6 protein-coding genes are annotated in these 5,892 nt (G+C 69.3%); 2 read left to right on the top strand and 4 right to left on the bottom strand.

The window, feature by feature from the left end; genetic code table 11:
- Nucleotides 1-66: 66 nt before the first annotated feature.
- From ACHFFZ_RS10135 to ACHFFZ_RS10120, 4 genes are all read right to left on the bottom strand, one after another.
- Nucleotides 67-2,193, bottom strand: a complete 2,127-nt coding sequence (locus ACHFFZ_RS10135) for a catalase (protein ID WP_394276506.1) — start codon at nucleotides 2,191-2,193, stop codon at nucleotides 67-69.
- Nucleotides 2,194-2,435: 242 nt separating this feature from the next.
- Nucleotides 2,436-2,702 carry a type II toxin-antitoxin system RelE/ParE family toxin gene (locus ACHFFZ_RS10130; protein ID WP_394276505.1) on the bottom strand — a complete coding sequence of 89 codons (267 nt, stop codon included), beginning with the start codon at nucleotides 2,700-2,702 and terminating at the stop codon, nucleotides 2,436-2,438.
- Nucleotides 2,699-2,929 carry a ribbon-helix-helix protein, CopG family gene (locus ACHFFZ_RS10125; RefSeq protein ID WP_394276504.1) on the bottom strand — a complete coding sequence of 77 codons (231 nt, stop codon included), beginning with the start codon at nucleotides 2,927-2,929 and terminating at the stop codon, nucleotides 2,699-2,701. The genes ACHFFZ_RS10130 and ACHFFZ_RS10125 overlap by 4 nt, the downstream gene beginning before the upstream one ends.
- Nucleotides 2,930-3,117: 188 nt before the next feature.
- Nucleotides 3,118-4,047, bottom strand: a complete 930-nt coding sequence (locus ACHFFZ_RS10120; protein ID WP_394276503.1) for a phosphatase PAP2 family protein — start codon at nucleotides 4,045-4,047, stop codon at nucleotides 3,118-3,120.
- Between the two features lie 117 nt (nucleotides 4,048-4,164).
- On the opposite strand from ACHFFZ_RS10120, the gene ACHFFZ_RS10115 reads away from it, so the two are divergent.
- Nucleotides 4,165-5,589 (top strand): S1C family serine protease, encoded by a 1,425-nt coding sequence (locus ACHFFZ_RS10115; protein WP_394276502.1) that lies wholly within the window; start codon nucleotides 4,165-4,167, stop codon nucleotides 5,587-5,589.
- Nucleotides 5,590-5,697: 108 nt separating this feature from the next.
- A partial coding sequence (locus ACHFFZ_RS10110) for a response regulator (RefSeq protein WP_394276501.1) occupies nucleotides 5,698-5,892 on the top strand: 195 nt, incomplete at its 3' end.

The raw sequence follows: 5,892 nt of genomic DNA, 5'->3' as shown, positions 1-5,892 counted from the left end.
TCACTGGAGTCGGACTCCCCGGGGCCTCGCCGCCAACCGACGGTCACGTCAGCCGATGGTTCCAGCTCACTTGGCAGGTGCGGTGACGTCGCGCTCCCAGAAGCGCAGGGTGCCGAAGGCCTTGACCGCCGCCTTCGGATCCTCCAGCAGCACCCAGCCCTCGTCGGGCTTGACGCCGGCCGCCACCAGCAGCGCCGAGGCATCGGCGGTGTAGCCGCTCACCTTGTAGTTGTCGTGGGCCTCGGTGACGAAGTCACGCGCCTGCGGGATGTCGGCAAGCGTGGCCGCGGCCTCCTTGGTGACCAGCACGGCGACGGCGTCGTAGAGCGCCGCCTTCACACCCTTGATGAACTGCCCGCCGGGCTGCTTGGCGCTGTCGGAGAGGGTCACCCCGCCGACGGCGGGGGTGATGACCTCCACCTGCCCGCCCACGCCGGTGACCTCGGCCACCAGCGCCTTCAACTGCTTGGCATCGGTGCCCTCGCCCACCAGCAGGCCCAGCTTGCGGCCGCCGAAGTCCTTGGGGCCGTTCTTGAGGATGCTCAGCGCCGGCGACGGATCCAGGTCGTGGCGCGGGGCCACCGCAGCCTTCGAGGCCTCCGGCAGCTCCATGGCCAGGCCGTCGGCCACCTGCTGGGCCAGCTTCTCGTCCACATTGCGCAGGTTGCCCAGCATGCGGGTGCGGATCTGCGGCACCTCGCACTTGCTCAGCTCGAAGACGAAGGCGTCGACGATGTGCTGCTGCTCCACCGGGGTCTGCGAGGCGTAGAACTGGTGTGCCTGCGAGTAGTGGTCGGCGAAGGACTCCGGACGGGTCTGGCGCATGGTGCCGTCGACCGGGGTCTGGAAGGGCTGGTAGCCCTTCTCGGGGCTCTCGCGCGGGCCGCGGTCGTCGCCGGTCCACGAGTTCGGCTCGTAGTTGGCGCGGCCGGCATGCTGCTGGGTCTGCATGTGGCCGTCGCGGTGGAAGTTGTGCATCGGGCACTTGGGGGCATTGACCGGGATCTGGGTGAAGTTGGTCGAGCCCAGGCGCTTCAGCTGCGTGTCGAGGTAGCTGAAGTTGCGACCCTGCAGCAGCGGGTCATTGGTGAAGTCGATGCCGCGCACGATGTTCTGCGTCATGAAGGCGACCTGCTCGGTCTCCTCGAAGTGGTTGCTGGTGGTGCGGTTCAGCGTCATCTTGCCGATCGGGCGCACCGGAACCAGTTCCTCGGGGATGATCTTGGTCGGGTCGAGGATGTCGAAGTCGAAGGAGTCGGCGAAGGCGTCGTCGAAGACCTGCACGCCCAGCTCCCACTCGGGGAAGTCGCCGGCGCTGATCGAGTCCCACAGGTCGCGACGGTGGAAATCGGGATCGGCGCCGTTGATGCTGAGCGCCTCGGGCCAGGTGACCGACTGCATGCCCTGCAGCGGCTTCCAGTGGAACTTCACGAAGTGCGACTCGCCTGCCTCGTTGATGAAGCGGAAGGTGTGCACGCCGAAGCCCTCCATGAAGCGGAAGGAGCGCGGGATGGCGCGGTCGCTCATCGCCCACAGCACCGTGTGGGTGCTCTCGGGCATCAGCGAGACGAAGTCCCAGAAGGTGTCATGGGCGCTCTGGGCCTGCGGGAAGCCACGGTCGGGCTCCTCCTTGACCGCGTGCACCAGGTCGGGGAACTTGAAGGCGTCCTGGACGAAGAAGACCGGGGCATTGTTGCCCACCAGGTCCCAGTTGCCCTCCTTCGTGTAGAACTTCGTCGCGAAGCCGCGGATGTCGCGGGCCAGGTCGAAGGAGCCCTTGTTGCCGGCGACGGTGGAGAAGCGGACGAAGACCTCGGTCTTCTCCCCGGCGCGCTGGAAGATGTCGGCGCAGGTCAGCTCGGACAGGCTCTCGTAGGTATCGAAGACGCCGTGGGCGCCCGAGCCGCGAGCGTGCACGACGCGCTCCGGGATGCGCTCGTGGTCGAAGTGGAAGATCTTGTCGCGAAAGATGTGGTCCTGCAGCGCGACCGGGCCGCGGTTGCCGGCGGTCACCTGGTTCTGGTTGGTGGCGACCGGGTGGCCCTGGGTGTCGGTCAGGACATCGTCGGTGCCGGTGGCCTGCTGGTGGGTCTCGCCGCCCTGGCCGGTCGGGTCGTCGAGGGTGACGGGGTTGTCCGCGGCGGGCTGGGCCGGGTACTTGGGGGTGTACTCGTCGGGCTTGGGAGTCATCATCGATCCTTCCGTGGCTCGTCAGAGCCGAGACAGCAGTCGCTATGCCTCCCACACTGGCGCGAAGAACCCCCGGGGACCACACCCCCAAGGGGATTCGAGGGCGTGTTCAGCTGTCGGTGGACAGATCCGGCAGTCGTGGTTCACCTCACCGTCGCGGCAGGGATTGGCGTGGGCCGAACGGACTCGCCGCTGATCGCGAAGGGGCGCCCCTCACTCGGCGGCCAGGGCGGCAGGTGCGGTTGTCAGTCGACGTAGATGGTGGAGCGATGCCCCAGGTCGAGGGCGACAATGACAACGTCACCACGTCGAATGTCGAGGATCACCCGGTGGTCGCCAACACGGAGTCGCCAGAGTCCCGCCATCGGACCGGTGAGGGCCTTGCAGCCGGCGGTGGGGTCTTCGAGAGTGGCCAAGTGCCCGACACTGTCGAAGATCCGCCGCGCCACGGACTTGTCGAGCTTGCGCATGGCCTTGGCGGCGCGGGGGCCGTATTCGACCTTCCAGGTCATGAGAAGAGTTCGGCGGACAGGTCGTCACTGGAGATGGTCTGCAGCTCACCGCGGCGGATGGCCTCGGCCTCGCCGCGCAACTGGTGGACGTACTCCAGTTCGTCGAGGTGTTCCAGCAGGGCCTCACGGACGTAGTAGGCGGCAGGCCGGCCGGTGGACGCGCTGAGGGCGTCGAGGCGCTCCTTCACCTCGGCGTCGACCCGAATGCTCACCACCGCTGTAGACATGTATACAGCCTAGGTTCGAACAGCTCCGAGAACAACCAGCGATCGCATACAACTCGGCATTGTTCGGGTGATCGGCATTGTTCGGGTGATCTGTGTCAAGGGGATTGATGGTGGCGGCGGTTTCGGTGCCATGCGTCGTCTGGGGTGAGCAGCTGGTACTGGCCCTGGCGTGGAGGCAGTGGCGGCACTCACTCCGAGTGGTACTCGTCCGCCCACGTCTCCGCGTGCCGGCCGGCGTCCTCGGCGAGCAGGTCTGTCTTCTGCACCCCGCGCAGCAGCAGGCCCATGCCGGTGAAGGCGACGCCGCAGATGCCCGCCGCACCGCCCAGGTAGCTGGTGAGCTGCTCGGCGCGGGTGGTGACGAAGATCCCGGTGATGTCCCACACCCGGTGCGCGCACAGTCCCGCGACGGCCAGGGCGAAGGCGCCGGCCAGCAGCATCAGGGTGGGCACCACGCGCGAGGCCGGGCGCAGCCGCGGGCGCGGCAGGCGCGACAGCAGCAGGCGTTCCCGCAGCCCCGAGACGGCCAGCGCCGCGAAGGCCCAGGTGAAGCAGACCAGGAAGGCGCCCACCACGTCGGAGGGACGGTGCCACCGGGCGGCCAGCGTCCCGTAGCCGAAGACCACCATCACCGTCGCTCCGATCACCGCGACCAGGCTGCGCAGCACCCGCGGTGCGACGAGCAGGGCCGCGACCATGGCGGAGGCGGCCGCCGTCGTGTGCCCGCTGGGGTAGGTGTTGTGGTGCAGCCCTTCCCAGTCGACCAGCAGTGGCCGGTCGAGCACGTGGTACTTGAGCACCCGGGTGGAGATGTTGGCGGCGGCCACCACCACGGCAGCCTCCAGCGCCAGCAGCCAGCGGCGCCGCAGCAGGGCGGTGAGGGCGACGGCCACCATCACCAGCGCCAGTCCGCTCACGCTGACCACTTCGAGGATCGACTCGAAGGTGGGGGTGACGCGTTCGGTGCCGATCTGCGCGCCCAGGTAGCTGAGGGTGTCGATGCGCTGGCCCTGCTCGGTGTCGACGAAGAAGGCCCAGCAGCCCAGCGTCGCCACGCCGCTGGCGACGGCCATCAGCAGGGGACGCACCCATCGGGTGGCAGGGGGCCGAACAATCATGAGGGCCATTCTTCCAGCGGCCGGCAACTGCCCCCGGGGGCCGGCGCGGCTCGGCTCACAGGCTTCCCACAGCCTGCACAGTGGGTTTTCCAAGATTTTCGACGTTGACTGGCAGGCATGAACAGCGATAGCCAGGGATGGGACGCCCCCGAGTCCGACGACTGGTTCTGGCAGCGCCACGAGACCACCGGCGACCAGACCGGTCAGGCCGTCACGGACGCGTCGGCACCCGTGCCGGCCCAGCCGCGGCCCGAGGCGCAGGGGGTGCCCGTCGAGGACACGCAGGTGATCCCGCTCGAGCACACCCAGCAGATTCCCGCGCAGCCCACCGAGCCCGCGCAGCCCACCGAGCTCACCGACATCGTGCCTGCTGCTGCCCCGGCCGCCGTCGAGGCGCCCCGCCGCAGCACCACCCGCGGCCTGCTCACCGGGCTCGCCATCGGCGCGATGCTGGGCGCAGGCGTCGCCGGGCCGGCCGTCCTGCACCTGGCCAACCAGCGGGTGGCCGAGCAGCGGGCGACCGCACCCGCCACCCGACAGGAGCCCAGCCAGCAGGCGCCCACCCTGCAGCCCTCCCAGACAGAGCCCACCCTGCAGCCCTCCCAGACCGGTCGGGCCCGCCAGTCGCAGGTTGGCGCCGACCAGTCGCGGGGCGTGGTGCTGATCGAGGCCGGCAGCAACAATGCCCGGGGCGCCGGCACCGGAATGGTGGTCAGTCCCGACGGCAAGGTGCTCACCAACTACCACGTGGTGCAGTCCAGTACCCGGGTGCAGGTCACCGTCGCCGCCACCGGCCAGCAGTACACCGCCACGGTGCTCGGCCACGACGCCAGCTCCGATGTCGCCCTGCTGCAGCTCCAGGACGCCAGCGGCCTGGAGACGGTCAAGCTCGACGACGACGAACTGGCCAGCGGCGACCAGGTGACCGCCGTCGGCAATGCCAACGGCCAGGGCTTCCTCACCGCGGCCACTGGCCGGGTCACCCAGCTGGATGCCACCGTCACCGTCAACAACGCGTCCTCGCCGTCGGGCAGCGAGCGGCTGACCGATGTCATCCGCACCACCGCCCATGCCCAGCCGGGCGACTCGGGCGGCCCGATGTTCGACGACGAGGGCGAGGTGGTCGGCATGACCACCGCCGGCAGCCAGGCCGCCGGCGGCATCAACACCCACGACGCCACCATCGCCAGCTATGCCGTGCCGATCGAGCGCGTCAGGGGCATCATCGAGCAGATCCAGCAGGGCAAGGAGTCCGGCACGGTGCGCATCGGCGCCAATGCCTACCTGGGCATCACCATCACCACCCGGCAGTCGACGGTGCGGGTGGCCTCCGTGGTGGCCGACGGGCCCGCAGCCAAGGCCGGTCTGGTCGCTGACAGCGTGCTGCTGTCCCTCGACGGGGCCACCATCGACTCGCATGCGGCCCTGGCGGAGGTGCTGGCCACCCACGAGCCCGGCGACCGCGTGGAGATGGAATGGCTCGACGCGCAGGGCCACACCACCCGCGGCACCGTCGAGCTGGGCGACAGCCCGATCAACTGAGCCCCAGGCGGGCATGGGCGGAGTCCTACGGCCCGTCGTCCGGGCCTATGCTGAACATCATCGTGACGATGTGGCCCAGTGCGAGGCCCCCGAGGCAGGAGGATGACGGTGAGGCTGTTGCTGGTGGAGGACGACCGCTCGCTGGCCGAGGTGACGCGCCGCGGGCTCACCGCCGAGGGGCACGTGGTCGACGTCGCCCGCGACGGCAAGGAGGGCTGCCTCAAGGCGATCCACGGCGAGTACGACGTCGTCATCCTCGACATCATGCTGCCCGGCCTCAACGGCTACGACGTGCTCAAGCAG

The organism is Luteococcus sp., assembly GCF_043424415.1.
Lineage (GTDB): Bacteria > Actinomycetota > Actinomycetes > Propionibacteriales > Propionibacteriaceae > Luteococcus.
Note: the sequence above shows the minus strand (reverse complement) of the source record. Positions and strands in the feature narration are given on the sequence as shown.

Excerpts from the sequence above, each read along its gene's own strand:
- ACHFFZ_RS10130 (WP_394276505.1), bottom strand. The coding sequence starts at position 2,702 with ATGACCTGGAAGGTCGAATACGGCCCCCGCGCCGCCAAGGCCATGCGC.
- ACHFFZ_RS10135 (WP_394276506.1), bottom strand. The coding sequence starts at position 2,193 with ATGATGACTCCCAAGCCCGACGAGTACACCCCCAAGTACCCGGCCCAG.
- ACHFFZ_RS10120 (WP_394276503.1), bottom strand. The coding sequence starts at position 4,047 with ATGATTGTTCGGCCCCCTGCCACCCGATGGGTGCGTCCCCTGCTGATG.
- ACHFFZ_RS10115 (WP_394276502.1), top strand. The coding sequence starts at position 4,165 with ATGAACAGCGATAGCCAGGGATGGGACGCCCCCGAGTCCGACGACTGG.
- ACHFFZ_RS10125 (WP_394276504.1), bottom strand. The coding sequence starts at position 2,929 with ATGTCTACAGCGGTGGTGAGCATTCGGGTCGACGCCGAGGTGAAGGAG.